Consider the following 24,386-nt stretch of genomic DNA (forward strand, 5'->3'; position numbering starts at 1 on the left):
ACTCCAGACAAGCAAGAAGCAAGAGGGCGCGGCGTGAGCCGGCAAGCCCTTATCCGTTCCGCGCACGAGGAAACGCAATCCAGGGATCCCAGTCTATGGCGCTGACGTTGATCATCATCTTGGGGCTGCTGTCGATCGTCTACGGCGTATGGGCGGTCCGCTCCGTCGTCGCGGCGGACGCCGGCACCGCCCGCATGCAGGAGATCGCCGGGGCGATCGCCGAAGGCGCGCAGGCCTACCTGCGCCGGCAGTACACCACGATCGGCGTGGTCGGCGCCGTCATCTTCGTCCTTGTCGCCATCTTCCTGTCCGTGCCGGTCGCGATCGGCTTCCTGATCGGGGCGGTGCTGTCGGCGGTCGCGGGCTTCATCGGCATGAACGTGTCGGTCCGCGCCAACGTGCGCACGGCGCAGGCGGCGTCCCGCTCGCTCGGGGCGGGCCTCGAGATCGCGTTCAAGTCGGGCGCGGTCACCGGCATGCTGGTGGCCGGGCTCGCGCTGCTCGGGGTCGCGGTCTACTACGCGGTGCTGACCGTGGTCCTGGGCTACTCGATCGGCGACCGCGTGGTTGTCGACGCGCTGGTGGCGCTCGGCTTCGGCGCCTCGCTGATCTCCATCTTCGCGCGCCTCGGCGGCGGCATCTTCACCAAGGGCGCGGACGTCGGCGGCGACCTCGTCGGCAAGGTCGAGGCCGGCATCCCCGAGGACGACCCGCGAAACCCGGCCACGATCGCCGACAACGTCGGCGACAATGTCGGCGACTGCGCCGGCATGGCCGCGGACCTGTTCGAGACCTACGCCGTGACCGTGGTCGCGACCATGGTGCTCGCCGCGATCTTCTTCGCCGGAAACGCGGCGCTCGGCAGCCTGATCCTCTATCCGCTCGCGATCTGCGCCATCTGCATCGTCACCTCGATCGCGGGCACCTTCTTCGTGAAGCTGCCGGCGAACAATTCCATCATGGGCGCGCTCTACCGCGGCTTCGGCGTCTCGGCGGCGCTGTCGCTCGTGGGCATCGCGCTCGTGACCGCGACCCTGATCGGGTTCGGCACGGAGTACTCCACGGTCGGCGGTCTGACCTTCACCGGCTTCGACCTGTACCTGTGCGCGGTGGTCGGCCTCGTCATCACCGGCCTGATCGTGGTGATCACCGAGTACTACACCGGCACCGGCTACCGGCCGGTCCGCTCGATCGCGGCCGCCTCCGTCACCGGCCACGGCACCAACGTGATCCAGGGCCTCGCCGTGTCGCTGGAGGCGACCGCGCTGCCGGCGCTGGTCATCATCGCCGGCATCATCGTGACCCACTCGCTCGCCGGCCTGTTCGGCATCGCCATCGCCGTCACCGCCATGCTGGCTCTGGCGGGCTTCGTCGTCGCCCTCGACGCCTTCGGTCCGGTGACGGACAACGCCGGCGGCATCGCCGAGATGGCCGGCCTGCCCCCCGAGGTGCGCGCTTCGACCGACGCGCTCGACGCTGTCGGCAACACCACGAAGGCGGTCACCAAGGGCTACGCGATCGGCTCCGCCGGTCTGGGCGCGCTGGTGCTGTTCGCGGCCTACACGTCCGACCTCAACCACTTTATCCAGAACTCGGCGCAATACCCTTACTTCGAGGGCGTAAAGCTCGATTTCTCGTTGGCGAACCCCTACGTCGTCGTGGGCCTGCTGTTCGGCGGCATGCTGCCCTTCCTGTTCGGCGCGATGGGCATGACGGCCGTCGGCCGCTGCGCCGGCGCGATCGTCGAGGAGGTCCGCCGCCAGTTCCGCGAGAAGCCGGGCATCATGGAAGGCCGCGACCGTCCGGACTATGGCCGCGCGGTCGACATCCTGACCAAGGCCGCGATCAAGGAGATGATCGTGCCGTCGCTGCTGCCGGTGCTGTCGCCGATCTTCGCCTATTTCGTCGTGCTCGCCGTCGCGGGCAAGAGCGAGGCGTTCTCGGCGGTCGGCGCGATGCTGCTCGGCGTGATCGTCACCGGCCTGTTCGTGGCGCTGTCGATGACGTCCGGCGGAGGCGCCTGGGACAACGCCAAGAAGTACATCGAGGACGGCCACCACGGCGGGAAGGGCTCCGACGCCCACAAGGCGGCGGTGACCGGCGATACGGTCGGCGATCCCTACAAGGACACCGCCGGACCCGCGGTGAATCCGATGATCAAGATCACCAACATCGTCGCGCTGCTGCTGCTCGCCGTGCTCGCGCACTGAGCGCTCGCGAAGGGCGCGCCGCGGAGCCCGCGGCGCGCCCCATTCTCAGAAGCGGCGGTAGCCGCGTCCCTGCGATACGTCCTCGACCTTAACCTTCACGTCGAAGGTCTCCGCCGCCCCGCCATAGCGTACGCCGCGGATCGGCGCCGCGCCGAGCGAGTCGAGCCCTATGGCGACCCGCGCATGCGCCTCGGTGGCGCAGAGCTTGTGGGCGGGGTCGAACCCGACCCAGCCGAGACCCGGCACATGGCCCTCGACCCAGGCGTGTCCGGCCTCGTGCTCCGGCATGTCGCCGCTCGCCAGCAGATAGCCGCTGACGTAACGCGCGGGCACGCCGATCGCGCGGGCGGCAACGATGAACACATGGGCGAGGTCCTGGCACAGGCCGCGCTTGAGCCGGAACGCCTCCGCCGCCGTGGTCGCGCTCTCCGCCGGCTTCGGGTCGAAGGTCATCTCGCGGTGGAGCGCCGCGAGCAGCGCATGGAGCTGCGAGAGCGCGTCGACGCCCGCGCCTTCGCGCACGTCCTTCGCGAAGGCGGCGATGTCGAGATCGAAGCCGGTCAACTCGGTCTCGCGCAGGTAGAGCGCCGGCGGGAAGCGCTCGACCGCGCCGGCCACCACGCCCGATGTGTCCTGCGTGTCGATCTCGCCCTCGACCAGCACCGTCATGTCGTCCACCGGCCCTTCGACGGAGAACACGTGGGTCTGGTTGCCGAAGGCGTCTTCGGCCGCGCGCAGGCGGCAGTTGCGGTCGATGTCCACGCGCCAGCGGATGACGTGCTGACCGTCGTGGTTGCGCGGCGTGACGCGCAGCGTCTGCGTCACCGCGGCGGCGGGCGTCTCGAAACGATAGACCGTCTCATGACGGATCTTCAGGCGCATGTCGTCGCGTGCTCCGCCATCGCCTCAGGCGAGGTACTGCTCGTGGATGGCCGCGCCGAGGCGGTTGTTCTCGCCGATGAAGCCGGTGATGAACTCGTGCAGGCCGTTCTGGAAGACCTCTTCGATGCCGGCGTTCTCGAGCTTGGCCCGCGTGGCGCGGGCGATGCGCTGGCTCGGGCCCTGCCGGCCGTAGCCGCGCGACAGATCGTCGAGATGGCGCACCATGTCGCCATAGCAGGCGGCGAGCGAGCGCGGCATCTGGTCGTTGAGGATCAGCAGGTCCGCGATCAGCCATGGCTTGAGGCTCTGGCGGTAGACCCAGTGATAGCTCGTCTGCGCGGAGACGGCCCGCAGGATCGCCGACCACTGATAGTAGTCGAGGCCGCCGCCGACCTTCGTCTCCTCGGGCAGCAGCAGATGATACTTCACGTCGAGGATGCGGGCGGTGTTGTCGGCGCGCTCCAGCAGCATGCCGAGCCGCGAGAAACTGTAGATGTCGTTGCGCAGCATGGTGCGCGAGGCCGAGCCGTCGAACCTCAGCCCGATCTCCTTGACCCAGCCGAGGAAGCGCGTGAACTCCTCGCCCACGAGCTGCCGCTCCGGCCGGCGGCGCAGCTCCAGCCATGCGCCGTTGATCGTCTCCCACATCTCGACGGTCAGCGCCGTGCGGACGGCGCGGGCGTTGTGGCGGGCGACCTCGAAGCAGTTGACGATCGAGGACGGGTTGTCCTTCTCGAACACGAGATAGTCGACCACCGTTTCGGCGGTCGCCTCCTCGTGCTTGGCGTAGAACGCAGAGGAGCAGCCCGCGCTGTTGACCGCGCTCTCCCACTCGTTGGTGGAGCCGGCATAGGCCACGGGCAGGGAGGCCAGCCGCTGCGTCGCCTCGAGGATGCGCGCGAGCGCCTCCGCGCGTTCGACGTAGCGGGACAGCCAGAACAGATTGTCGGCGGTGCGGCTCAGCATGGGCTGGCGTCCTCGTTCCGGAATGCGCCGCTCATTCGTCCAGCACCCATGTGTCCTTCGTCCCGCCGCCCTGGCTGGAATTCACCACCAGCGAGCCTTCCTTCATCGCGACGCGCGTGAGCCCGCCCGGCACGATCCGCACCCCGTCCGAGCCCGTCAGCACGAACGGCCTCAGGTCGACGTGCCGGGGCGCCACTCCGGAGTTGACGTAGGTCGGGCAGGTCGAGAGCGCGAGCGTCGGCTGGGCGATGAAGCCGCCCGGCGAGGCCTTCAGCTTGGCACGGAACAGCTCCACCTGCTCCTTCGAGGCGTGCGGTCCGACCAGCATGCCGTAGCCGCCGGAGCCGTGCACCTCCTTCACGACCAGCTCCTCGAGATGGTCGAGCACATAGGCCAGCGCCTCGGGCTCGCGGCAGCGGTGGGTCGGCACGTTCTTCAGGATCGGTTCTTCGCCCAGATAGAATTTGATGATCTCCGGCATGTAGCTGTAGATCGCCTTGTCGTCCGCGACGCCGGTGCCGATGGCGTTGGTCAGCGTGACGTTCTGGGCGTGATAGGCGGAGATCAGACCGGGCACGCCGAGCGCGCTGTCGGGCCGGAACACGAGCGGATCGAGGAACTCGTCGTCGAGGCGGCGGTAGATCACGTCGACCCGCTGCGGGCCTTCGGTCGTGCGCATGTAGACGACGTCGTCGCGCACGAACAGGTCGCGGCCCTCGACCAGCTCGATGCCGAGCTTGTCGGCGAGGAACGAGTGCTCGTAATAGGCCGAGTTGTAGATGCCTGGCGTCAGCAGCACGACGTTGGGATCAGCCGGCGCGGAGCGCGGCGCGAGCGAGCGCAGCGTGGCGAGCAACTCGTCGGCGTAGCGCTCGACCGGGGCGACGCGGTGCTGCGCGAACAGCTCCGGGAACAGCCGGATCATCACCTCGCGGTTCTCGAGCATGTAGGAGACGCCCGACGGCGTGCGGGCGTTGTCCTCCAGCACATAGAACGTCTCGGCGTCGACGCGCACGATGTCGATGCCGGCGATATGGACCCACAGGTCGTGCGGCACCGACTTGCCGGCCATCTCGGGCCGGAACGCGGCGTTCTGGAACACGAGGTCGTTCGGGATGATGCCGGCCTTGAGGATCTCGCGGCGGCCGTAGACGTCCGCGATGTAGCGGTTGAGCGCGTCGACCCGCTGCTCCAGCCCCTTCGAGAGCCGGGTCCACTCGTCGTTGGTGATGATGCGGGGGATGATGTCGAACGGGATCAGGCGTTCCTGCGCCTGCTGGTCGCCATAGACCGCGAAGGTGATGCCGATCCGGCGGAACAGCAGCTCCGCCTCCTCGACCCGGTAGTTCAGAAGATCTGCGGGCGCCTCCTTAAGCCACCGCGCGAGCTTGGCGTACGCCGTCCGGACCGACCCGTCGGCCAGCGACATCTCGTCGAATAAGGCGGTGCTCAAACGGTGGCCCTTCGGTTGTTATCCCGAGTGATGCTAATCCCGAACGCCGTCGGGAAAAGGGGGCGTCTGAGCATTTTTACGGCAACCGTCGCGATTATTTTGTAATCAGAAGAGCTTCAGCGCCCGGAAACTGGCGTGTCCGTCGCGGCCGACGACGACATGATCGTGAACGGCGATTCCGAGCGGCTTGGCGATGTCGACGATGGTGCGCGTCATTTCAATGTCGGCCCGGCTCGGCGTCGGGTCGCCGGAGGGGTGATTGTGCACGAGAATCAGCGCGGTGGCGCGCAACTCCAGCGCGCGCCGGACGACCTCGCGCGGGTACACCGGCGTGTGGTCCACGGTTCCGGTCTGCTGCACCTCGTCGGCGATCAGCGCGTTCTTCTTGTCGAGGAACAGGATGCGGAAGCGCTCGCGGTCGTCGAAGGCCATCGCCGTGCGGCAGTAGTCGAGCACGGACGACCACGAGGACAGCACCGGCCGCTTGCCGATCGCGCCCTTCGCGAAGCGGCGCGCGGCGGCCTCCACGACCTTGAAGTCGGTCGCCGTCGCCTCCTTGACGCCCTTGATCTCGACCAGCCGTTCGACCGGCGCGGCGAGCGCCTCCGCGAACGAGCCGAAGGTCGCGATCAGCGCCTTGGCGAGCGGCTTGACGTCCGCGCGGGGGATCGTGCGGAACAGCACCAGCTCCAGCAGCTCGTAGTCCGGCAGGCTTTCCGGCCCGCCGTCCAGAAAGCGGGAGCGGAGCCGTTCGCGGTGCCCGGCGTAGTGCGGCGGCGCCGCATTCTGAGGCGCCGATTTCGACGCTGATCCGCCGGCCCGGGCCGACGCGCGGGGCGGCGCGTCGCTCAGGCCGGGCAGGAACGGCCCGTCGGAACCGTCCGAACCATCGCCCTGCGCCATGCGTCGTCCTCCTTGGCCGAGGCCATGGTGGCAGGCGGAAGCGACGAATCGCAAGACGCGATGCGGAGGAGGGCGGTCAGGCGGTCGCGAACACCGGCGCGTGGAGGCCCTTCGGCGAGAGCGTGAAGATCTCGCAGCCGTCTTCGGTCACGCCGACCATGTGCTCGAACTGCGCCGACAGGGACCTGTCGCGCGTGACGGCCGTCCAGCCGTCGGCGAGCACCTTCACGTGCGGCCGGCCGAGATTGATCATCGGCTCGACCGTGAAGAACATGCCGGGCTTCAGCGGCGCGCCTTCGCCGGGGCGGCCGTAATGCAGGATGTTCGGCTCGTCGTGGAACAGGCGCCCGATGCCGTGGCCGCAGAAGTCGCGCACCACCGACATGCGTTCGCCCTCGGCGAAGGTCTGGATCGCCGCCCCGATGTCGCCGGTCGTCGCGCCCGGCCGGATCACGGCGAGGCCGCGCATCAGCGATTCGTGCGTCACCTCGATCAGGCGCTCCGCGCGCCGCGGGATCGCCCCGACCGCGTACATCCGGCTCGAATCCCCGTGCCAGCCGTCGAGCACGAAGGTGACGTCGATGTTGAGGATGTCGCCCTCGCGCAGCGGCTTGTCGTTCGGGATGCCGTGGCAGACGACGTGGTTGAGCGAGGTGCAGACGGTCTTGGTGTAGCCGCGGTAGAACAGGCAGGCCGGCAGCGCGCCATGGTCCATCCCGAACTCGAGCGCGAGCCGGTCGAGCGCCTCGGTCGTGACGCCCGGCGCGACGTGCTCGTTCATCAGGTCGAGCGCCTCCGCCACGAGCCGGCCGGCGCGGCGCATGCCTTCGAAGGCCTCCGGCCCATGAATCTTGATCGCGCCGTTCTTCCGGAGCGGCGCGTTCTCGGCTTCGACGAAGGTCATTCGGTTCTCGAGGTTCAAAGGACGCCGCAATCTAGTGGCGCGGCCCGCCCGCGCCAAGAGGGCGAGACTGTAGCGCATTACCCTGCGGCTTCGAAGTCCGCGACGCGGGGGCTCCCCGCGTGGTATCCTTCGACCAAATGCCGAAGGTCGCTCCCCTGCGCCGCGCGTTCGACGCGGCCGTCGACGCCGTCGTCGCGCCGGCGCTCGGACGGCGTCACTTCATCGTTTTTCGCGACTATCCCATCGCCTATGGCCGGGTGCCGAAGGTCGCGAACACGTCGATCAAGGACGCGCTGACGCGCCTTTTGCCGGACGGCGAGGCGCTACGGCGCAAGGCGTCGCACGATCGCGTCTGGGCGTACGAGACCTGCGGGCGCACGCGCATGGTCCGCACGGCTTCCGCCGCTCGGCTCGATGGCGTGTTCGCCTTCGCCTTCGTGCGCGATCCGTTCGAGCGGGTTGCGTCCTACTACGACAACAAGGTCATCGGCCGGCCGATCTTGCCGGACATCGCGCGGCGCGACGGCGTCCGCAAGGGCATGGGGTTCGGCGCGTTCCTCGAACGGCTCGCCGTTATGAAGGACGGCGACATGGACGACCACCTTGCGCCGCAGGCGGAGATCCTGGTCCATCGCGGCCGCCTGGTGCCGTCCTTCGTGGGGCGCTACGAGCGGATCGAGGACGATTGGGCCGCGCTTCAGGCCCGGCTGGAAGCGATCGGCGTACCGGCGCTCGGGCCCTTGCCGACCCGGAACCGCCGGGCCCCGGACGGCCATCCCATGGAGGCCTACTTCGCCGATCCCGCCCATGTGCGCATGGTGCGGGAGCGCTACGCCCAAGATTTCGAGCTGTTCTACCCCGACGCCGAGCCCTGCCGCCCCGCGTGAGCCTTCAGGCGCTTCTGAGCTCCAGATACCGCAGGCGCTTCGCTTCGCGGCGCGCTTCCGAGACGCTCTCGACGATCACGCCGCAGACGAGGCTCAGCGTCGCGAGCTGCATGACGGAGGCCGCGAGCACGGCGGTCGGCAGCCGAGGCACCAGCCCGGTTTCGAGGAAGGTCGCCACCACCGGCGCGCCGAGCACGACGGCGATCGCCGCGAAGCCGGCCGCGATCGCGCTGAAGAAGCGGAACGGCTTCACCGCCCGGTACATCATCGCGATGGTCCAGAGGATGCGGAAGCCGTCGCGGTAGGTGGAGAGCTTGCTTTCCGAGTCGGCCGGCCGCCGCCCGTAGCGCACCGGGATCTCCTCGACCGCGAGCCTGAGGTCGAGCGCATGGATCGCGAGCTCGGTCTCGATCTCGAACCCGCCGGAGGCCGCCGGGAACGACTTCGCGAACCGCCGCGACACCACGCGGTAGCCGGACAGGATGTCGGTGAAGCCGTCGCCGAACAAGCGGCCGACCATCGTGTTGAACATGCGGTTGCCGGCCTGGTGCCCGCGCCGCGACAGCAGGCCTTCGCCCTCGCGGGTCGCGACCACCATGTCGAGCTGGCCGGTCACGAGGCGGTCGATCAGCAGCGGCGCCGCGAGCGGGTCGTAGGTGAGGTCGCCGTCCGCCATCAGGTAGATGTCGGCCTCGACGTCGGCGAGCATCCGGCGCACGACGTTGCCCTTGCCCTGCCGGCGCTCGCGCCGAACGATCGCCCCGGCCTCGCTCGCCCGCTCGACGGTGCGGTCCTTGGAGTTGTTGTCGTAGACGTAGATGTCGGCCGCCGGCAGCGCCGCGCGGAAGCCGCGCACCACGTCGCCGATCGCCGCCTCCTCGTTGTAGCAGGGCAGCAGCACCGCGACCTTCAGCGGCGCGGGGGCGCTGTCGCGGGCGACGCCGAAGGAGGTGTCGCGCAGGCGCTCAATGTTGGACATAGGAGAGCTTCCGTTGGGACGCGGCGAGGCGGAGACCGCCCGCGCAGGCTAGCGTGAACACGGCGAGAGTGGCCAGAAAGCCGAAGGGGACAAGGGTGGCCGCCGCGGCGGCGCGCGCGAAGGCCGGCGCGGCGTAGGCGAATAGCAGCAGCGCCGCCGCTCTCGGGGCCCAGCCGCGCAGCAGCGCGTCGCGCACGAGGAAGGCGATCGCCGGGCCGAGCAGCATCATGTCGTAGTCGAGCGCGTAGGGCGTCACCAGCAGCGAACCGGCGAGCAGGGCTGCGGCCTTCCGCTCGAAGGCGGCGTCGCCGCGCCACAGCCGGACGCAGGCGGCGATGGCGCCGAGCGTCACGACCGCCTGGACCGCGTAGCCGGTCGCGACCGAGCCGCCGAGCGCGCGCGCGGCGGAGAAGGCGCTGACGATCTTGGCCCAGCCCGTGTTGCCCTCCTCCAGAACCACGCCGCGCGTGAACGCGGCGCTGGCCCGGAACGCGTCCCAGGTCTCGGGCCCGAAGGCCGCGAGCGAGAGCGCGCAGAGCCCGACGACGGAGCCCGCGGCGCCCGCGACCGCGCGCCAGCGGCCGGTCGCGACCAGCACGAACGGGAGGAGCAGCCCGAACTGCGGCTTGTAGCAGAGCAGGCCGAGGACCGCGCCGGCGAGGACCGGCCGGCGGTCGAGCAGCAGCAGCCCGATCCCGAACAGGCCCGCCGTCAGGAAGCCGTTGTGGCCGTGGGTGAGGTTGACGAACACCGCCGGGAAGGCGAGCGCCGCGAGCAGGACCTCGCGCCGGTTCCGGCCGACGATCGCGACGACCGCGCCGAGATAGAGCGGCAGGGTCGCAGCCTGCCAGACCACGAGGGCGCCGAGATAGGGCAGCGTGGCGAGCGCCGCCGCGAGGCCGAGGAACATCGGCGGGTAGTGCCAGCCGTAGAATGGGGCCTCCGCGCCGAAACGGGCCTGCTGCACGCCGTAGTGCCGGACGAGGTCGTAGGCCGCCTCGGGCGCGCCTTCCAGCGTCAGTCGGCCCGCGGCCCAGACATTGGCGAAGTCGGTGCCGAGCGGGCGCGCCATGGCGTCCACGCCGTCGTAGGACGTCGCCCACATCGCCGCGAGCGCGATCGCATAGCCGGCGACCAGCATCAGCGACACCGGGACGATCCGTTCGGCGATGGCGGCGGGCAGGCGGTCGGACGGCGACATCGGCCCCGCGCTCCTTGGAAGATACCAGGAGCGGGACGCTGGCACGGGCGCGTTTAAAGGCGGATTAAGCCTTCACGGCCGTTGGAGCACGACGCCGCGGTCGGTCACGACGACCCACTGACGGTCGCGGCGCTCGATCGAGCGGATGCGGCCGAGGCCGGGCGCGCGGGCGCCGCGCATCACCTCGATCACGCCGTCGCGGCCGTCGAGCAGAGCGACGCCGTCATAGACCTCGCGCACGGTCCAGTTGCGCACGACCCGCCCGCCGGCGTCGGGCGTCGCGGCGATGCTGCCGGTGGTCTCGGGATCGGCCGGAGCGGGCTTCGCCGCCGCAAGCGCGGGAGCGGGCTTGTCCGCGGCCTTTTCGATGCGGTCGAGACGGGCCTGAAGCTCGGCGAGCTTGCCGGCGTCCTCCTTTGGCTGCTCGACCCTGGTCGCGAGCGCCTCGATCTTCGCGGCGGAGGCCGCGCGCGTCTCGTCCAGCGTCTTCTGCAGCCCGGCGATCTCGGTCTTCAGCGCCTTCACGTCGGCGTCGCCGGCGGCGGTCTTCGCAAGCGCCGCCTGGCTCGCGCGGGAGCGCTCGAGCGCGCGCTGGAGGCGGGCGATCTCGGCCTTCATGGTCGTGACGTCGCGGCCGACGGCCGCCTGGCGCGCGGCGGCGCCCGAAGCGTCGAGGCTGCGGGCGAAGCCCATGTCGCGGGCGTCGAGCGCGCTGACCTCGTCGACGCCGTCGGTCATGGACGGGGCCGTCGCGAAGGTCGCGGCGCCGGCGCCGACGACGAGCGCGAGCGTCAGCACGGCGGCGTAGGGCGCATAGCGCTTCAGGCGGTAGAAGAGGTCGCGCTCGGGCGTCAGGTCGATGGTCGGGCGAGGCCGCTGCGTCGACCAGACCGCGACGGTCCGTCCGGGGCGGGGCGAAACCAGAGGGCTCGGTTCGGCGGTCATGGGCGGCTCGGGAACGGCGCAGGCGCGAAACAATGCGCGACGCCTCCGACTGTCGGCCCGGGATGGTTACCGAAACGTTATCATCCGGCCGCCGATGGCTCCGACAGGGCGGCGAGCGCTTCCGCCCCCGACACCCTCCGGTCCTTCGGCCAGGCGAAAAAGTCCGCCTCCGGGACGAGCGCGTCGTCCAGCAGGCGGTGGTAGTCGCGCCTGGGCGTCTCGACCGCTCCGAAGCGCCGCAGATGGTCGGTCACGAACTGGGTGTCGAGCAGCCGGAAGTCGCCCCGGCGCAGCCGCGCCACGAGATGCACGAGCGCCACCTTCGAGGCGTCTCGCTCCGTATGGAACATGCTTTCGCCGAAGAACGCCGAGCCGAGACGGACGCCGTAGAGCCCGCCGACCAGCCGGTCGTCGCGCCAGACCTCGACGCTGTGGCAGTGGCCGATCTCGTGCAGGCCGCCGTAGAGGCTGCGGATGCGGTCGTTGATCCAGGTCTTCATCCGGCCGGGCGCGGGCGCCGCGCAGCCGTCGAGCACCGCGTCGAAGGCGGTGTCGATCCGGACCTCGAAGACGTCCGCGCGCACCGTGCGGGCCAGGCGCTCCGGAACCACGAAGCCATCGAGCGGAATGACGCCGCGCACCTCGGGCTCGATCCAGAACAGGCCGGGATCGTCCGCGCTCTCCGCCATCGGGAAGATGCCGCAGGCGTAGGCCTTCAGCAGGACCTCGGGGGTGAGCTCGACCAGGACGTCGTTGATCCGCGTCATAGGTGCGATGCTAATGCGCATGCGCGCCGGCGGGAAGCAGGACGGTGCAACCGCTTTCCCTTGTCCCGGCCTCGACCGCGACAAGGACGAGCGAGCGTCGCATCGTCTCAGACCTCGCCGGCCGCGGCCTCCGCCAGCATCGTCTCAAGCCAGTGGATGTCGTAGTCGCCGTCCTGGATGGACGGGTTGCGCACCAGCCGGCGGAACAGCGGCAGGGTGGTGTCGACGCCATCGACCACGAACTCGTCCAGCGCGCGCCGGAGCCGCATCAGGCATTCGGTGCGGTTGCGGCCGTGGACGATCAGCTTGCCGATCATGCTGTCGTAGTTGGGCGGGATCGAATAGCCCTGATAGGCCGCTGAATCGACGCGCACGCCGAGCCCGCCGGGCACGTGGTAGTAGGCGATCCGGCCGGGCGAGGGGCGGAAGGTTTCGGCGTTCTCGGCGTTCACCCGGCACTCGATCGCGTGCCCGCGGAACACCACGTCCTCCTGCGCGATCGCGAGCCGCGCGCCGCTCGCGATGCGGATCTGCTCGTTGATCAAGTCGATGCCGGTGATCATCTCGGTCACCGGATGCTCCACCTGGATGCGGGTGTTCATCTCGATGAAGTAAAACTCGCCGTTCTCGTACAGGAACTCGATCGTGCCGACGCCGCGGTACTTCAGCTCGCGCATGGCGCTGGCGACGGTCTCGCCGATCCGCTCGCGCTCGTCGGCGTTGAGCGCGGGCGAGGGCGCTTCCTCCCACACCTTCTGATGCCGGCGCTGCAGCGAGCAGTCGCGCTCGCCGAGATGGATCGCGGCGCCTTCGCCGTCGCCCAGCACCTGCACCTCGATGTGGCGCGGGTGGATGAGGTATTTCTCGAGATAGACGGCGTCGTCGCCGAACGCGGCCTTCGCCTCGGAGCGCGCGGTCTGCAGCGCCTCGACGATGTCGTCCTCGGTCATCGCGACCTTCATGCCGCGGCCGCCGCCGCCCGAGGCGGCCTTGACCAGCACGGGATAGCCGATCTCGAGCGCGACCCGCTTGGCCTCGTCGTCGTCGGTGATCCCGCCGTCGGAGCCGGGCACGACGGGGATTCCGAGGCGCTTCGCGGTCTGCTTGGCGGCGATCTTGTCGCCCATGATGCGGATGTGCTCGGGCTTCGGCCCGATGAAGGTCAGCCCGTGCTCCTCGAGGATCTCGGCGAAGCGGGCGTTCTCCGACAGGAAGCCGTAGCCGGGATGCACCGCGTCCGCGCCGGTGATCTCGGCGGCGGCGAGCAGGGACGGGATGTTCAGGTAGCTGTCGCGGGCGGCGGGCGGCCCGATGCACACGCTCTCGTCGGCGAGGCGCACATGCATGGCGTCGGCGTCGGCGGTGGAGTGCACCGCCACCGTCGCGATGCCGAGCTCCTTGCACGCCCGCAGGATGCGCAGCGCGATCTCGCCGCGGTTGGCGATCAGAACCTTGTCGATTGTCGACATCGCCGGGTCAGTCCACGATCAGCAGCGGCTCGCCGAATTCGACCGGCTGGCCGTCGGCGACCAGAATCTCGCGCACCGTGCCGGACTTCGGCGCCGGGATCGCGTTCATGGTCTTCATCGCCTCGACGATCAGCAGCGTCTGGCCCTGCCGCACGGTCGAGCCGACCTCGACATAGGCTCGAGCGCCAGGCTCCGGCGCGAGATAGGCGGTGCCGACCATCGGCGACAGCACGACGCCGGGATGCTTGGCGGGGTCGGCGACGACCTCCGCCGCGACCGGGGCCGCCGCGGGCGGCGGGGCGACGACGGTGGCGTGGGTCGGCGCGAGATGGCGCGCGACGCGGACGCGCAGATCGTCGTTCTCGATCTCGATCTCGCTGAGGTCGTTCTCCGACAGCAGCTTTGCGAGCTCGCGGATCATGTCCTGGTCGATGGAGGCGCGGGTCGGGGGCTTGCTCATAGGGTCTCGATCTCCGAAGGCGCGAAGGCTCACGCCGTGATCGGTTCGGATGAAGGGTCGCGCGGCAGAAGTCGGCGGGCGAGCGCCTGAAGCGCGAAGTCGTAGCCGTCCGCGCCGAGGCCGACGATCACGCCGGCGGCGACGGGCGAAAGGTACGAGTGGTGACGAAAGCTTTCGCGCGCGTGAACGTTCGAAAGGTGCACCTCGATCGTCGGCAGCCCGACGGCGCGCACGGCGTCGTGGATCGCGACGGAGGTGTGGGTGAGGGCGCCGGCGTTGATCACCAGCCCGAGCGCCTTGGTCCGCGCCTCCTGAATCCAGTCGACGAGGTCGCCCTCGTGGTTCGACTGCCGGAAGTCGACGGCGAGGCCGAGGCGTTCGCCCGCCCGGCGCGCGATCTGCTCCAGGTCGGCGAGCGTCGCCGAGCCATAGATCGCCGGTTCCCGCAGGCCGAGCAGATTGAGGTTCGGGCCGTTGAGGACGAAGACGACGGGGGTCAAGGCTTGGCCGTTGCGCGGGCAGCGTCGGAACGCGCCCCTCCGGCGGGGGGAGGGACGCAGCGTGCGGCCCTTATAGGCAAGGCCGGCGCGGAACCCAAGCGATTCCGCCCGACCAAGGTCGACCCTCGTTCAGCCGGCCGCGCCGCCGTCGAGCCGCCGGCAGGGCATGCCGCTCTCGTTGAAGGCCGCGAGGATGGCTTCGGCATGGGCCTGGTCGCGGGTCTCGACCGTGACGTCGAGGGTCGCGCCCTTGGCGGGCACGTCGAGGAACTGCCGCTGGTGGTGGACCTCGATGATGTTGGCGCCGAGCTCGCCGAGCTTGCCCGCGATGATCCCGAGCATGCCCGGCCGGTCGGCGATCGTCATGCGGAAGGCCATTATCTTCTGCTCGCGCTCCAGCTCCCGGGTCATGATCGAGGCGAGGATGCGCGGGTCGATGTTGCCGCCGCACAGCACGAGGCCGACGCGCCGGCCCGCGAACTTGTCCGGCCGCGCGAACAGCGCTGCGAGGCCCGCCGCGCCCGCGCCCTCGGCGAGGGTCTTCTGGTGCATGAGGTAGGCGTTGACCGCGCGTTCGAGCTCGGTCTCGCTCACCAGCACGATGTCGTCGACGAGGCTTTCGACGATCGGCCGGGTGAGGGCGCCGACGTTCTTCACCGCGATGCCTTCGGCGAGCGTCGGGCCGCCGACCGGCAGCTCCGCGCCCCGGAGAGCGTTCCACATCGAGGGGTAGAGCGCGGCCTCGACGCCGACGATCTCGATTGACGGCTTGAGCGCCTTGGCGGCGACCGCGACGCCGGAGATCAGGCCGCCGCCGCCGATCGGGACCACGATCGCGTCGAGGTCGGGCGCCTGCTCCAGCATCTCGAGCGCGATGGTGCCCTGGCCGGCGATGATGTCCGGATCGTCATAGGGGTGCACGAAGGTGAGGCCGCGCTCCAGCGCGATCGCGCTCGCCCGGATCTGGCTTTCGGCCACCGTCTCGCCGTCCAGCACCACTTCGGCGCCGAAGCCTCGGGTCGCGGCCACCTTCACGTGCGGAGTCGTCTCCGGCATCACGATGGTGGAGGGAATGCCGAGCCGGGTGGCGTGGTAGGCGACGGCCTGGGCGTGGTTGCCCGCCGACATGGCGATGACGCCGCGCGCCCGCGCCTCCGCCGGCAGGCGCGACAGCTTCACCACCGCGCCGCGCTCCTTGAACGCGTTGGTGACGTGCAGGTTCTCGTATTTCACCAGCACGTGCGCGCCGGTGAGCGCCGAGAGCTTGGGGGCCGCCAGCATTGGCGACGGCGTCACCGCGCCTTCGAGCGCCGCGCGCGCGGCCGTCACATCGGCGAGCGTCACCGTCATGTCCGTCTCGTCCCATCAGCCGACAAGGCGGCGCCAGCACGCGCCGCGAAGCGCGGGACCATAGGCGACCCGCCCGCGCGCCGCATCCCCGTTCTGCGCGCCGCGGAGCAGTCACGATCGATTGCGTCCAGCTGCATGGCTTGACCTGACGGCGGGACGGGGCCCATCGTCGCGGGAACGGAACAGGAGGTCTGCCGCGTGACGGCGATCCGACACTTTCGACGCTCCGCGCTCGCTGCGGCGATCGCACTGCCGGTCTTGAGCGGCGCGGCAGGAGCGACGCCTGAATACGCGGCGTTCGAGCCGCTCGAAGCCGTTCCCACCGCAAGCTCCGCGCGCGCGCTCGACGGCGAGACGGTCACGCTCGGCCCCGCCGCGGACCGGCCGGTTCTAGTGCACTTCTTCGCCACATGGTGCGCGCCCTGCGAGGAGGAGCTGCCGGAGCTGGCGCGGTTCGCCGCCGCGCGCGGGGAGACGGTCCGCGTGGTCGGGGTCGACGTGGCGGAGCCCGCCTCGCGCGTCGCGGCCTTCGTCGCGCCGCTCGGTCTCGGGTTTCCGGTGACGCTCGACGAGGACCGGGCCATCGCGCGGGCGTTCGGCGTGCGCGCGCTGCCGAGCACGGTGCTGATCGCGTCGGGCGGCGGGTCCGCAATGCGCGCCGCCGGCCCGGTCGACTGGAGCGCGCCCGCGATCGAGAATCTGGTCGAACATCAGCGCATAAGAAATTGATCTAAGGATAAGAACAGAGGGAAGAGACTGTCATGATCGATCGCAGAACCGCCCTGAAGGGGGCCGCGGCGACCGCGGTCGCCGCGCTCGCCTGTCCGTCGCTGGCGAGGGCGACGCCTGCCGCCTTCGCGCCGAAGCCGGGCGACTGGCGCACCTTCGAGATCCGCACCAGGATCACGCTGCCGTCGTCGAAGGGCGTGGCGCGCGTCTGGGTCCCGACGCCGAGCTTCGCCGCGGACGACTGGACGCGACCGGAGCCTTCGACCTTCAGCGGCGACGCCGCCAAGGCGGACCTGATCGAAGGGCCGATCGGCATGGTCGTCGCCGAGTGGCGCGAAGGCGCCGCGGCCCCGACGCTGGAGGTCGTGAGCCGCTTCTCGACGCGGGACCGCGCCGTCGACCTCTCGGCGAGCGGGGCGACGCTTTCGGCCGCGGACCGGGCGCTCTATCTGGCGCCGACCGAACTGATCCCGACCGACGGCATCGTCGCCGAGACGGCGAAGAAGGCGGTCGGCGACGCCTCGACGGACCGCGCCAAGGCCGAGGCGATCTACCAGTGGGTGGTGGCGAACACCTTCCGCGACGCCAAGGTGCGCGGCTGCGGGCTCGGCGACGTCGCGACCATGCTCGAAAGCGGAAATCTCGGCGGCAAGTGCGCCGATCTCAACGCGCTGTTCGTGGGCCTCGCCCGCGCGGCCGGGCTGCCGGCGCGCGACGTCTACGGCATCCGCGTCGCGCCTTCGCGCTTCGGCTATAAGAGCCTCGGAGCGAATTCCGAGACCATCACGAAGGCCCAGCACTGCCGCGCCGAGGTGTGGCTCGACGGTCCGGGCTGGACGCCGGTCGACCCGGCCGACGTCCGCAAGGTCGCGCTCGAGGAGCCGCCGGCCAATCTGCCGCTCGACGATCCCAAGGTCGCGGCCGCGCGGAAGACGCTGTTCGGGGCGTGGGAGGGCAACTGGCTCGCCTTCAACGACGCCCACGACGTGGCGCTGCCGGGATCGGCGGGCCCGAAGCTCGGCTTCCTGATGTATCCGCAGGCCGAGACCGTCGCCGGCCGGCTCGATTGCCTGGACGCCGACAGCTTCAGATACGCCATCACCACGCGCGAGATCGTAGCTTGATCCATGTCCTTCGCCGTCATTCCCGGCTCTGCGGGGGTGACGGCGAATGCGATCATGATCGCGCCTAGGCCTGCCGCTGTAAGGAACTGCGTTTCGTAAAACTACGAATTGCGGCGGGTGCGCCGCGCAATCAGTGTCGCAGTCTCTGGAAGGGGGCGGCGGTGAACGGAAAATTTTTCGGTGTGGTGGCGGTGACCATTGCGCTGTTCGCCTCGGGCGCGCCGGCGAGCGCAGGCTCGTCGGACATCGACCGCGTGTTCGGCGCCATGGCCCCGCTGATCCGTGAGACCTTTCGCCCCCGCGATGCGCCCTCTCGCTACGAGCAGCGATATGCGCGCCAACGGTCCGACCGGGGCCGTGTGTCGCAGCGCGGGGCACAGTCCCGCAAGAGCGCGCCGGTTAAGTCGCGCAACGCCTTTACTCGGAGGGCGGCTCCCGTAAGGTCTGCGCGCCAGCCTGCGCCGCAGTACTATACGCGCGGCCAATTCGACGGCGGCTACTACAAGTGCGGCATGGTCTGCCCCGCCAACGTCAGCGCGGACTACTGAGCGCAATCCTGCGTGAAGCGCCAGACCCGCTCTTGAGCCGCCAAGGGCCTGAACCAGCCTTCCGCGGTCACAGCCCGCGCTGAAAGAAGGCGAGGTCGAGCGCCGGCCCGGCGTCCGGCCCGCCGAACTGCGTCAGCAGAGCATGCGCCTGCCCGCGGTGGTGGGTCTGGTGATTGAACAGGTGCGCCAGCGCGAACTCCAGCGGCTGGCGAATCTCCTCCGGGGACGTTTGGCGGCGGTAGACGATGGTGCGTTCGGCGTCCTTCTCATCCAGCCCGCCGACGAAGGCCCGCAGACGCTCGTCCTCGGCCTCGCGGGCGGCCGTCAGGTCGCCGAGGTCGTCGTGGAGGATCTGGTCGAGCTTGAGGTCGGAAGCGGGCTCGCCCTCGAACCGGCCGAGCCAGATGCGGTCGGCGACGAGGATGTGGTTCAGCGTGCCGCGCAGGCTGCGGAAGAACGCGCCGCCGTCGCGGCCGAAGTCGGTCGGGGGCAGGGCCGCGACCGCCGCATAGAGCCGCCGGTTCGCCCACGTGTTGTAGTCCCCGAACATGATCCAGCGTTTCATCATCACCTCGCCTTGATGGCATCTGGCATGCCAGTGTGCGTCGTCAGACCAAGAAACGTGGAAGGAACGCCATGACCGCCCATCTCTACGATCTCGTCCTCGCGGACGGCCGCCGGCTGTCGCCTTATTGCTGGGCCGCCAAGCTGGCGCTGGCCCATAAGGGCGTGACGCTTGAGACCACGCCGACGCGCTTCGTCGACATCTCGACCGTCGCAGGCGGCGGTTTCAAGACCGTGCCGGTGACGGAGATCGACGGAGCGACCATTGGCGATTCGTTCGCGCTCGCGCTCCATCTGGAAAAGACCCGGCCCGACGCGCCGGCGCTGTTCGGAGGCGAGAGCGCTGTCGCGCTCACCCGCGGCGTCGCCGCCCAGGGCGCGTACCTCCTCGGCAAGATGTCCCGCCCGATGGTCCTCGCGATCCACGACGCGCTCGACGCGGAGACGCAGGGCTACTTCCGCGCCTCGCGCGAGAAGATGTTCCGGCACACGCTCGAGGAGGTCGCGGCGAACCCGGACGCCAGCGTCGCGGCCGCGAAGGACGCCATGACGCCGTTGCGCATCCTGCTGCGCGGCCAGCCGTTCCTGGGCGGCGACGCGCCGCTGTTCGCGGACTTCCTGATCGCAGGCCTGTTCCAGTGGGCGAGGGTGGTCGGCGCCGTCGACTATCTCGCCGGCGAGGAGCGGATCGGCCCCTGGTTCGGTCGGCTCGAGGAGCGCTACGGCGAAACGCTCGCCGCGACGAGGGGATAGGCCGGCTTGTCTCGGAACAGGGACCTTCCGCGCCGCTAGCCCCCACGCTATAAGCCGCGCGCTTTCCTCATCCGGCGTGCGCGGCCGGCGGCATCGAGCCTGCGGCGCGCATCCTTCCAGACGACAAGGTTGTCCCATGGCTCTCGAGCGCACCTTCTCCATCATTAAGCCCGACGCGACCCGCCGCAACATCACCGGCAAGGTGCTGACCTACATCGAGGCGGCCGGCCTGCGCGTCGTGGCGCAGAAGCGCCTGCAGCTCACCAAGGAGCAGGCCGAGGGCTTCTACGCGGTCCACAAGGAGCGTCCGTTCTTCAACGACCTCGTCGGCTTCATGATCTCGGGCCCGGTCGTCGTTCAGGTGCTCGAGGGCGAGAACGCCGTCGCCAAGTACCGCGAGGTCATGGGCGCGACCAACCCGGCGAACGCGGCCGAGGGCACCATCCGCAAGGACCTCGCCGAGTCGATCGAGGCCAACTCCGTGCATGGCTCGGACGCCCCGGAGACCGCGAAGGAAGAGATCGCGTACTTCTTCAAGGACGACGAAATCGTCGGCTGAGGCTGCCGAAACTTAAAAAATCCGGCATGCCAAGACTGGCGGCCCCGCGACCGGCGTGCGACAAAACGCGCCGGTCGTTTTTTTGTGAGGCGAGGGTGATGGGCCTCGGATCGGTGGACTGGCTGGCCTTCGGCGAGATCGTCTGGATCAACGCCCTGCTTTCGGGCGACAACGCCGTTCTGATCGCGATGGCCTGCCGCGCCCTTCCGGCCCGGCAGCGGCGCATGGGGATGATCCTCGGCGCCGGGGTTGCGATCGCGCTGCGCATCCTGTTCACGCTCGTCATCGTCGCGCTGCTGGGCGTTCCCTACCTGAAGGTCGTGGGCGCGCTGGCGCTGCTCTACATCGCGGTCGACCTGCTCGCGCCGGGCGACGAGGCGGAGGGCGAGGTCAAAAGCTCCGAGAGCCTCTTGCGCGCCGTCGGCACCATCGCTGTCGCAGACGTGGTCATGAGTCTCGACAATGTGATCGCCATCGCGGGCGTCGCCGGCGATCACTTCGGGCTTCTCGTCGCCGGGCTTGTTATCTCGGTGCCGATGATCGTCGCAGGCAGCGCGGTCATCCTCGCCGTGATGGATCGGTTTCCGCTCATCGTGTGGGCGGGCGCCGCGTTGCTTGGCTTCGTGGCCGGCGAGATGCTGATCTCCGACGTCGCCTTGGCCGACCGGCTCGGCGCCGCCGTCGTCCACGACTGGGAGACGACGACGGCGGTGACGCTCGCGGCGCTGGTCGTCGCGGCGGGATGGATGATGCGGCGCCTGAAGCGTCGCGACGCGCCGTCCTGAGGGAACAGGACGGAGTTGGCGGGCCGCCCGCAGCGATCCGAATGGCTTTCCTGTAACGAAGATCGTGCGCCGCGAGAGCGCGACACAAGGGGACACGAATGGAATTCAGCTTCGCCTTCGACCAGCCGACGTTCTGGATTTCGCTGCTTCAGATCATCTGGATCGATCTGCTGCTGTCAGGCGACAACGCCGTGGTCATCGCGCTGGCGTGCCGGAAGCTGCCGCCGAAGCAGCGCAAGATGGGCATCCTGCTCGGCGCCGGCGCCGCGGTCGGCCTGCGCATCATCTTCGCCTTCTTCATCACCTTCCTGCTCGGCGTGCCCTTCCTCAAGATCGCCGGCGGCGTGCTGCTGTTCTGGATCGCGGTGAAGCTTGCGACCGACGAGCACGAGGACCACGCCGACGTCGCCGCGAGCGAGAACCTTTGGGGCGCGGTGCGCACCATCGCCATCGCCGACGCCGTGATGAGCCTCGACAACGTCGTCGCCATCGCCGCCGCTGCGAAGGGGCATCCGGAGCTCTTCATCTTCGGCCTGCTGCTCACCATCCCGCTGATCATCGCGGGCTCCACGCTGCTGTCCGCGGTCCTGCAGAAGTATCCGTTCCTGGTCTGGCTCGGCGCGGCGCTGCTCGGCTGGATCGCCGGCGAGATGATCCTCGGCGACGTCGTGATCCTGAACTGGCTGAACGGGTTGGACGCGGGCTACGTCATCCCCGATCCGGAGAACCCGGGCGGTCTCACCGCGGTGAAGTGGCTGCATTACGCGGCGGCCGCTGCGGGCACCGTGTTGGTGCTGGCGATCAGCTACGGCCTGAAGCGCCGCCGCCACGCCACGGCGGAAGGCACGATCAAGGACGCGAGCTGACGTCCTTCGGCGGGCCCGGTTCCTCCGGGCCCGCCGGGCCGCAGCTTCCGGACACAAAAAGGGCGCGGCCTCGACCGCGCCCTTTTTTGCATTTGGAACCCGTGAAAACCGGCGCTCAGGGCCAGATGTAGGGGCCGGGCGCCGGCTCCGCGCTTTCCGTGACGACGCGGCCGTCGACCAGCCGCGACGCGCCCGTCGCCCACAGCCGCAGCGCGCGGGGATAGAGCCGGTGCTCGGCGGCGAGCACCCGGTCGGCGAGGGCGCCTTCGTCGTCGCCATCGAGCACCGGCACCGCCGCCTGCGCGATGATCGGGCCGGAATCCATCTCCGGCGTCACCACATGCACGGTGCAGCCGTGGAGCTTCACCCCGGCCGCGAGCGCGCGGGCATGGGTGTCGAGCCCCTTGAAGCTCGGCAGCAGCGCGGGGTGGATGTTGATCATCCGGCCGGCCCATCCCGCGATGAAGCCGTCGGTCAGCATGCGCATGAAGCCGGCGAGGCAGACGATGTCCGGCGCAAAGCGGCGCAGCGCCCGGTCGAGCTCGGCGTCGAACGCCTCGCGGCTCGGAAACGCCTTGTGGTCCACCACCGCCGTCGCGATGCCGGCCCGCTGCGCGATCGCGAGCGCCCCCGCTGTCGGCCGGTTCGAGATCACCGCGACGATCTCGGCCGGAAAATCCGGCTCCGCGGCGGCGTCGATCAGAGCCGCCATGTTGGAGCCGCGCCCCGAGACGAGGATCGCGACGCGGGCGCGGCTCATGCCGCCGGCGCGGCGAGGTCGAGCGCGCCCTCGAAATGGACGGGATCGTCGGCGCGGGCGATCTCTCGTATCTCGCCGATCCGCACGGGCGTCTCGCCCTCGGCTTTCAGCGCGGCCTCGACGGCCTCCGCCTGTTCGGCGGCGACCACGACCACCATGCCGACGCCGCAGTTGAACGTCCGCAGCATCTCCGACTGCGATACGCCGCCCGCCGCGGCCAGCCAGCCGAAAACCGGCGGCACGGGGATAACGGAGAGATCGATCCAGGCCCCGAAGCCGTCGGGCAGCACGCGGGGCAGGTTGTCGGGCAGGCCGCCGCCGGTGATGTGGGCGAGCGCCTTGACGCCGTCGGTGGCCTTCAGGGCTGCGATCAGCGGGCGCACGTAGAGCTTCGTCGGCGTCAGCAGCGCGCGGCCGAGCGTCTTCTGCGGCTCGAACGGGGCGGGCGCCTCCAGCGACAGGCCGGAACGCGCCACGATGCGGCGGACCAGCGAATAGCCGTTGGAATGGACGCCGGAGGAGGGAAGGCCGAGCAGCACGTCGCCGGCCTTGACGTCGCGGCGCGGCAGCAGGCGGCCGCGCTCGGCGGCGCCGACCGCAAAGCCCGCAAGGTCGTAGTCGCCGTCGGCGTACATGCCCGGCATCTCGGCGGTCTCGCCGCCGATCAGCGCGCAGCCGGCCTCGATGCAGCCGGTGGCGATGCCTTTGACGACCTCGTAGGCGGTGTCGCCCGCCAGCTTGCCGCAGGCGAAGTAGTCGAGAAAGAACAACGGCTCGGCGCCCTGCACCACGACGTCGTTGACCGACATGGCGACGAGATCGATGCCGATCGTGTCGTGGTGTCCGGTCTCGATCGCGATCTTGAGCTTGGTGCCGACGCCGTCGTTGGCCGCGACGAGGATCGGGTCCACGAAACCGGCGGCCTTCAGGTCGAACAGTCCGCCGAAGCCGCCGATCTCGGCGTCGGCCCCGCTGCGGCGGGTGGCGCGCACGAGCGCCTTCAGGCGCTCGACCAGCGCGTTGCCGGCGTCGATGTCCACGCCCGCGTCCGCATAGGTCAGGCCGCCGCTTGTCTTCGTCGTGTCGGCCATGCTCTCCCGGCTCCGCGTCGCGTCGCCGACCCCTTAGACCGCGTCCGTTCGAGGCGCAACACGCAGCGGGCGTTCTCCCCGCCCGGGCATCGCCGAAGGACGAAGTGGCCCAGCGCTCGTCGCGTGCTTATCTCGCGGCTGGAGGCGGCGCCAGCGCCTCCGGAGCGCCCATGGTGAACCTGCCCAACCTGCTGACCATCGGCCGGCTGTTCGCGACCCCGCTGGTGATCTGGCTGATCGCGACCGGCGAGCATCTGGCGGCGTTCTGGGTGTTCGCGCTCGCCGGGGCGACGGACGCGGTCGACGGCGCGCTGGCGCGTGCGCTCGACCAGCGCACGAAGCTCGGCGCCTATCTCGACGCCGTCGCGGACAAGGCGCTGCTCGTCTCGATCTACGTGACGCTGGCGCTCGCCGGCGAGATACCGGCCGCTCTCGCAGCGGCCGTGGTGGCGCGCGACGCCCTGATCGTGGGCGCCGTCGGCCTGGGCTGGGCCCTGCAGCGGCCTTTGCCGATCGAGCCCCTCAAAATCAGCAAGGCCAACACCGCGGCCCAGATCGTGTTCGCCGGCCTCGTGCTCGGAGGCGACGGATTCGGGCTGCGGTTCGGCATGCTGGAGGCCGCGGTTGGCTGGGTGGTCGCCGGCTTGACGCTGGCTTCGGCGGGGGCATATCTCCTCGCATTCGCAAAACACATGGCGCGCGCGGAGACCGGACGGCGGGACCCGTGACCG

Annotated in this window: 26 protein-coding genes; 10 read left to right on the plus strand and 16 right to left on the minus strand. The window is 69.9% G+C overall.

Features of this window, described 5'->3' with window-relative positions; translation table 11 throughout:
• Window positions 1–95 precede the first annotated feature (95 nt).
• Complete coding sequence (locus PKE78_RS12445) at window positions 96–2,210, plus strand: sodium-translocating pyrophosphatase (protein WP_271201226.1); 2,115 nt, start codon at window positions 96–98, stop codon at window positions 2,208–2,210.
• Window positions 2,211–2,255: 45 nt separating this feature from the next.
• On the opposite strand, the gene PKE78_RS12450 is transcribed toward PKE78_RS12445, so the two are convergent.
• From PKE78_RS12450 to map, 5 genes are all read right to left on the minus strand, one after another.
• Window positions 2,256–3,092, minus strand: a complete 837-nt coding sequence (locus tag PKE78_RS12450; RefSeq protein WP_271201227.1) for a transglutaminase family protein — start codon at window positions 3,090–3,092, stop codon at window positions 2,256–2,258.
• A 24-nt stretch (window positions 3,093–3,116) separates the two neighbouring features.
• Entirely contained in the window at window positions 3,117–4,058 is a 942-nt protein-coding gene (locus tag PKE78_RS12455; RefSeq protein WP_271201228.1) for an alpha-E domain-containing protein, read from the minus strand.
• A 31-nt stretch (window positions 4,059–4,089) separates the two neighbouring features.
• Window positions 4,090–5,487 (minus strand): circularly permuted type 2 ATP-grasp protein, encoded by a 1,398-nt coding sequence (locus tag PKE78_RS12460; protein ID WP_271201983.1) that lies wholly within the window; start codon window positions 5,485–5,487, stop codon window positions 4,090–4,092.
• Between the two features lie 129 nt (window positions 5,488–5,616).
• A complete protein-coding gene (gene radC / locus PKE78_RS12465) occupies window positions 5,617–6,414 on the minus strand; it encodes a RadC family protein (RefSeq protein ID WP_271201229.1) in 798 nt (265 codons plus the stop codon).
• A gap of 76 nt (window positions 6,415–6,490) precedes the next feature.
• Window positions 6,491–7,318 carry a type I methionyl aminopeptidase gene (map, locus tag PKE78_RS12470; protein ID WP_271201230.1) on the minus strand — a complete coding sequence of 276 codons (828 nt, stop codon included), beginning with the start codon at window positions 7,316–7,318 and terminating at the stop codon, window positions 6,491–6,493.
• A 119-nt stretch (window positions 7,319–7,437) separates the two neighbouring features.
• Here map and PKE78_RS12475 point away from each other — a divergent pair, with 119 nt between their 5' ends.
• A complete protein-coding gene (locus PKE78_RS12475) occupies window positions 7,438–8,205 on the plus strand; it encodes a sulfotransferase family protein (RefSeq protein ID WP_271201231.1) in 768 nt (255 codons plus the stop codon).
• Between the two features lie 4 nt (window positions 8,206–8,209).
• Here PKE78_RS12475 and PKE78_RS12480 read toward each other — a convergent pair whose 3' ends face one another.
• The 8 genes from PKE78_RS12480 to PKE78_RS12515 all read right to left on the minus strand — a co-directional run bounded on the left by PKE78_RS12480 (window position 8,210) and on the right by PKE78_RS12515 (window position 15,876).
• Window positions 8,210–9,184, minus strand: coding sequence for a glycosyltransferase family 2 protein (locus PKE78_RS12480; RefSeq protein WP_271201232.1), 975 nt, complete (start codon window positions 9,182–9,184; stop codon window positions 8,210–8,212).
• A complete protein-coding gene (locus tag PKE78_RS12485; RefSeq protein ID WP_271201233.1) occupies window positions 9,171–10,385 on the minus strand; it encodes a glycosyltransferase family 87 protein in 1,215 nt (404 codons plus the stop codon). Before PKE78_RS12485 ends, PKE78_RS12480 begins: the two co-directional genes overlap by 14 nt.
• A 72-nt stretch (window positions 10,386–10,457) precedes the next feature.
• On the minus strand, window positions 10,458–11,330 hold the full coding sequence (locus tag PKE78_RS12490) for a hypothetical protein (protein ID WP_271201234.1): 873 nt from the start codon (window positions 11,328–11,330) through the stop codon (window positions 10,458–10,460).
• 80 nt (window positions 11,331–11,410) lie between these two features.
• Window positions 11,411–12,097, minus strand: coding sequence for a leucyl/phenylalanyl-tRNA--protein transferase (gene aat / locus PKE78_RS12495; RefSeq protein ID WP_271201984.1), 687 nt, complete (start codon window positions 12,095–12,097; stop codon window positions 11,411–11,413).
• Window positions 12,098–12,204: 107 nt separating this feature from the next.
• A complete protein-coding gene (gene accC / locus PKE78_RS12500; RefSeq protein ID WP_271201235.1) occupies window positions 12,205–13,566 on the minus strand; it encodes an acetyl-CoA carboxylase biotin carboxylase subunit in 1,362 nt (453 codons plus the stop codon).
• Between the two features lie 7 nt (window positions 13,567–13,573).
• Window positions 13,574–14,026: an acetyl-CoA carboxylase biotin carboxyl carrier protein gene (gene accB, locus PKE78_RS12505; RefSeq protein ID WP_271201236.1), complete on the minus strand. Its 453-nt coding sequence runs from the start codon at window positions 14,024–14,026 to the stop codon at window positions 13,574–13,576.
• A gap of 29 nt (window positions 14,027–14,055) precedes the next feature.
• Complete coding sequence (gene aroQ, locus PKE78_RS12510) at window positions 14,056–14,526, minus strand: type II 3-dehydroquinate dehydratase (RefSeq protein ID WP_271201237.1); 471 nt, start codon at window positions 14,524–14,526, stop codon at window positions 14,056–14,058.
• A gap of 129 nt (window positions 14,527–14,655) precedes the next feature.
• Complete coding sequence (locus PKE78_RS12515; RefSeq protein ID WP_271201238.1) at window positions 14,656–15,876, minus strand: threonine ammonia-lyase; 1,221 nt, start codon at window positions 15,874–15,876, stop codon at window positions 14,656–14,658.
• A 198-nt stretch (window positions 15,877–16,074) separates the two neighbouring features.
• On the opposite strand from PKE78_RS12515, the gene PKE78_RS12520 reads away from it, so the two are divergent.
• From PKE78_RS12520 to PKE78_RS12530, 3 genes are all read left to right on the plus strand, one after another.
• Window positions 16,075–16,605, plus strand: a complete 531-nt coding sequence (locus PKE78_RS12520) for a TlpA family protein disulfide reductase (RefSeq protein ID WP_271201239.1) — start codon at window positions 16,075–16,077, stop codon at window positions 16,603–16,605.
• 32 nt (window positions 16,606–16,637) lie between these two features.
• Complete coding sequence (locus tag PKE78_RS12525) at window positions 16,638–17,729, plus strand: transglutaminase-like domain-containing protein (protein WP_271201240.1); 1,092 nt, start codon at window positions 16,638–16,640, stop codon at window positions 17,727–17,729.
• Between the two features lie 185 nt (window positions 17,730–17,914).
• Window positions 17,915–18,277, plus strand: coding sequence for a hypothetical protein (locus tag PKE78_RS12530; RefSeq protein ID WP_271201241.1), 363 nt, complete (start codon window positions 17,915–17,917; stop codon window positions 18,275–18,277).
• A 67-nt stretch (window positions 18,278–18,344) separates the two neighbouring features.
• Here the strand turns inward: PKE78_RS12530 and PKE78_RS12535 are convergent, their stop codons facing one another.
• The gene (locus PKE78_RS12535) at window positions 18,345–18,845 is read right to left on the minus strand and encodes a DinB family protein (protein WP_271201242.1); all 501 of its coding nucleotides are present in this window, start codon (window positions 18,843–18,845) and stop codon (window positions 18,345–18,347) included.
• A 68-nt stretch (window positions 18,846–18,913) separates the two neighbouring features.
• On the opposite strand from PKE78_RS12535, the gene PKE78_RS12540 reads away from it, so the two are divergent.
• The 4 genes from PKE78_RS12540 (at window position 18,914) to PKE78_RS12555 (ending at window position 21,804) form a co-directional block, all read left to right on the plus strand.
• Window positions 18,914–19,594: a glutathione S-transferase N-terminal domain-containing protein gene (locus PKE78_RS12540; protein WP_271201243.1), complete on the plus strand. Its 681-nt coding sequence runs from the start codon at window positions 18,914–18,916 to the stop codon at window positions 19,592–19,594.
• 136 nt (window positions 19,595–19,730) lie between these two features.
• Window positions 19,731–20,153: a nucleoside-diphosphate kinase gene (gene ndk, locus PKE78_RS12545; RefSeq protein WP_271201244.1), complete on the plus strand. Its 423-nt coding sequence runs from the start codon at window positions 19,731–19,733 to the stop codon at window positions 20,151–20,153.
• Window positions 20,154–20,251: 98 nt separating this feature from the next.
• Window positions 20,252–20,938, plus strand: a complete 687-nt coding sequence (locus PKE78_RS12550) for a TerC family protein (RefSeq protein ID WP_271201245.1) — start codon at window positions 20,252–20,254, stop codon at window positions 20,936–20,938.
• A 98-nt stretch (window positions 20,939–21,036) separates the two neighbouring features.
• Window positions 21,037–21,804: a TerC family protein gene (locus PKE78_RS12555; protein WP_271201246.1), complete on the plus strand. Its 768-nt coding sequence runs from the start codon at window positions 21,037–21,039 to the stop codon at window positions 21,802–21,804.
• A gap of 115 nt (window positions 21,805–21,919) precedes the next feature.
• On the opposite strand, the gene purN is transcribed toward PKE78_RS12555, so the two are convergent.
• On the minus strand, window positions 21,920–22,564 hold the full coding sequence (gene purN / locus PKE78_RS12560; RefSeq protein ID WP_271201247.1) for a phosphoribosylglycinamide formyltransferase: 645 nt from the start codon (window positions 22,562–22,564) through the stop codon (window positions 21,920–21,922).
• Window positions 22,561–23,655 (minus strand): phosphoribosylformylglycinamidine cyclo-ligase, encoded by a 1,095-nt coding sequence (purM, locus tag PKE78_RS12565; protein WP_271201248.1) that lies wholly within the window; start codon window positions 23,653–23,655, stop codon window positions 22,561–22,563. Before purM ends, purN begins: the two co-directional genes overlap by 4 nt.
• A gap of 170 nt (window positions 23,656–23,825) precedes the next feature.
• On the opposite strand from purM, the gene PKE78_RS12570 reads away from it, so the two are divergent.
• Entirely contained in the window at window positions 23,826–24,383 is a 558-nt protein-coding gene (locus tag PKE78_RS12570) for a CDP-alcohol phosphatidyltransferase family protein (protein ID WP_271201249.1), read from the plus strand.
• Window positions 24,384–24,386 lie beyond the last annotated feature (3 nt).

This window comes from Methylopila turkensis (genome assembly GCF_027922325.1).
In the GTDB taxonomy this organism is placed as follows: Bacteria; Pseudomonadota; Alphaproteobacteria; order Rhizobiales; family Methylopilaceae; genus Methylopila; species Methylopila turkensis.

Coding starts and splice junctions, on each gene's coding strand:
- PKE78_RS12445 (WP_271201226.1), top strand. CDS start 96: ATGGCGCTGACGTTGATCATCATCTTGGGGCTGCTGTCGATCGTCTAC.
- PKE78_RS12450 (WP_271201227.1), bottom strand. CDS start 3,092: ATGCGCCTGAAGATCCGTCATGAGACGGTCTATCGTTTCGAGACGCCC.
- PKE78_RS12455 (WP_271201228.1), bottom strand. CDS start 4,058: ATGCTGAGCCGCACCGCCGACAATCTGTTCTGGCTGTCCCGCTACGTC.
- PKE78_RS12460 (WP_271201983.1), bottom strand. CDS start 5,487: ATGTCGCTGGCCGACGGGTCGGTCCGGACGGCGTACGCCAAGCTCGCG.
- radC (WP_271201229.1), bottom strand. CDS start 6,414: ATGGCGCAGGGCGATGGTTCGGACGGTTCCGACGGGCCGTTCCTGCCC.
- map (WP_271201230.1), bottom strand. CDS start 7,318: ATGACCTTCGTCGAAGCCGAGAACGCGCCGCTCCGGAAGAACGGCGCG.
- PKE78_RS12480 (WP_271201232.1), bottom strand. CDS start 9,184: ATGTCCAACATTGAGCGCCTGCGCGACACCTCCTTCGGCGTCGCCCGC.
- PKE78_RS12485 (WP_271201233.1), bottom strand. CDS start 10,385: ATGTCGCCGTCCGACCGCCTGCCCGCCGCCATCGCCGAACGGATCGTC.
- PKE78_RS12490 (WP_271201234.1), bottom strand. CDS start 11,330: ATGACCGCCGAACCGAGCCCTCTGGTTTCGCCCCGCCCCGGACGGACC.
- aat (WP_271201984.1), bottom strand. CDS start 12,097: ATGACGCGGATCAACGACGTCCTGGTCGAGCTCACCCCCGAGGTCCTG.
- accC (WP_271201235.1), bottom strand. CDS start 13,566: ATGTCGACAATCGACAAGGTTCTGATCGCCAACCGCGGCGAGATCGCG.
- accB (WP_271201236.1), bottom strand. CDS start 14,026: ATGAGCAAGCCCCCGACCCGCGCCTCCATCGACCAGGACATGATCCGC.
- PKE78_RS12515 (WP_271201238.1), bottom strand. CDS start 15,876: ATGACGGTGACGCTCGCCGATGTGACGGCCGCGCGCGCGGCGCTCGAA.
- PKE78_RS12525 (WP_271201240.1), top strand. CDS start 16,638: ATGATCGATCGCAGAACCGCCCTGAAGGGGGCCGCGGCGACCGCGGTC.
- PKE78_RS12535 (WP_271201242.1), bottom strand. CDS start 18,845: ATGATGAAACGCTGGATCATGTTCGGGGACTACAACACGTGGGCGAAC.
- PKE78_RS12540 (WP_271201243.1), top strand. CDS start 18,914: ATGACCGCCCATCTCTACGATCTCGTCCTCGCGGACGGCCGCCGGCTG.
- ndk (WP_271201244.1), top strand. CDS start 19,731: ATGGCTCTCGAGCGCACCTTCTCCATCATTAAGCCCGACGCGACCCGC.
- PKE78_RS12550 (WP_271201245.1), top strand. CDS start 20,252: ATGGGCCTCGGATCGGTGGACTGGCTGGCCTTCGGCGAGATCGTCTGG.
- PKE78_RS12555 (WP_271201246.1), top strand. CDS start 21,037: ATGGAATTCAGCTTCGCCTTCGACCAGCCGACGTTCTGGATTTCGCTG.
- purN (WP_271201247.1), bottom strand. CDS start 22,564: ATGAGCCGCGCCCGCGTCGCGATCCTCGTCTCGGGGCGCGGCTCCAAC.
- purM (WP_271201248.1), bottom strand. CDS start 23,655: ATGGCCGACACGACGAAGACAAGCGGCGGCCTGACCTATGCGGACGCG.
- PKE78_RS12570 (WP_271201249.1), top strand. CDS start 23,826: ATGGTGAACCTGCCCAACCTGCTGACCATCGGCCGGCTGTTCGCGACC.